Origin of the sequence: Agrobacterium sp. a22-2 (genome assembly GCF_012276985.1) — a bacterium.
Taxonomy (GTDB): domain Bacteria; phylum Pseudomonadota; class Alphaproteobacteria; order Rhizobiales; family Rhizobiaceae; genus Allorhizobium.
On record NZ_JAAXMM010000108.1, the window covers coordinates 1 to 397 of the forward strand.

General features: G+C 65.2%; 1 protein-coding gene. It reads left to right on the plus strand.

Annotated features, from left to right (window positions below):
* Window positions 1-212 (plus strand): spherulation-specific family 4 protein (locus HFC70_RS26615; protein ID WP_246735976.1); only part of this gene is annotated, 212 nt, incomplete at its 5' end.
* Window positions 213-397 lie beyond the last annotated feature (185 nt).

Sequence of the window (397 nt, forward strand, 5' to 3'; positions counted from 1 at the left end):
CGCCGCTGGCGTGGCAGGCCAACTATCCGACGGCACGCTTTGCGCACATCGTCTACGCGGCGTCGGCCGCGCAGATGCAAACGTTCGTTCGCAACGCGTCAGGCAAGGGCGCTGCTGCCGTCTTCATCACCAACAAGACGTTGCCGAACCCGTATGGCGCGCTGCCGACCTACTGGAGCCGGGAGGTGTCGGCCACGGCCGTCGCCCCGTGATGGCGCTGGTATGACTTACGCGATATGTGCGGGCTGATGCTCCGCACATGCTTTATATTCGGGCCACACCGCACCCCCCCCTTCGCCGCATGCCGGCGTTGAGGCAACAACAAGGAGAACCCCGTGGCCCTTTCTTCCAACAAGCTGCCCCCCTGGACAATCGCCGCGCCGCTGCTGGCTTGGGT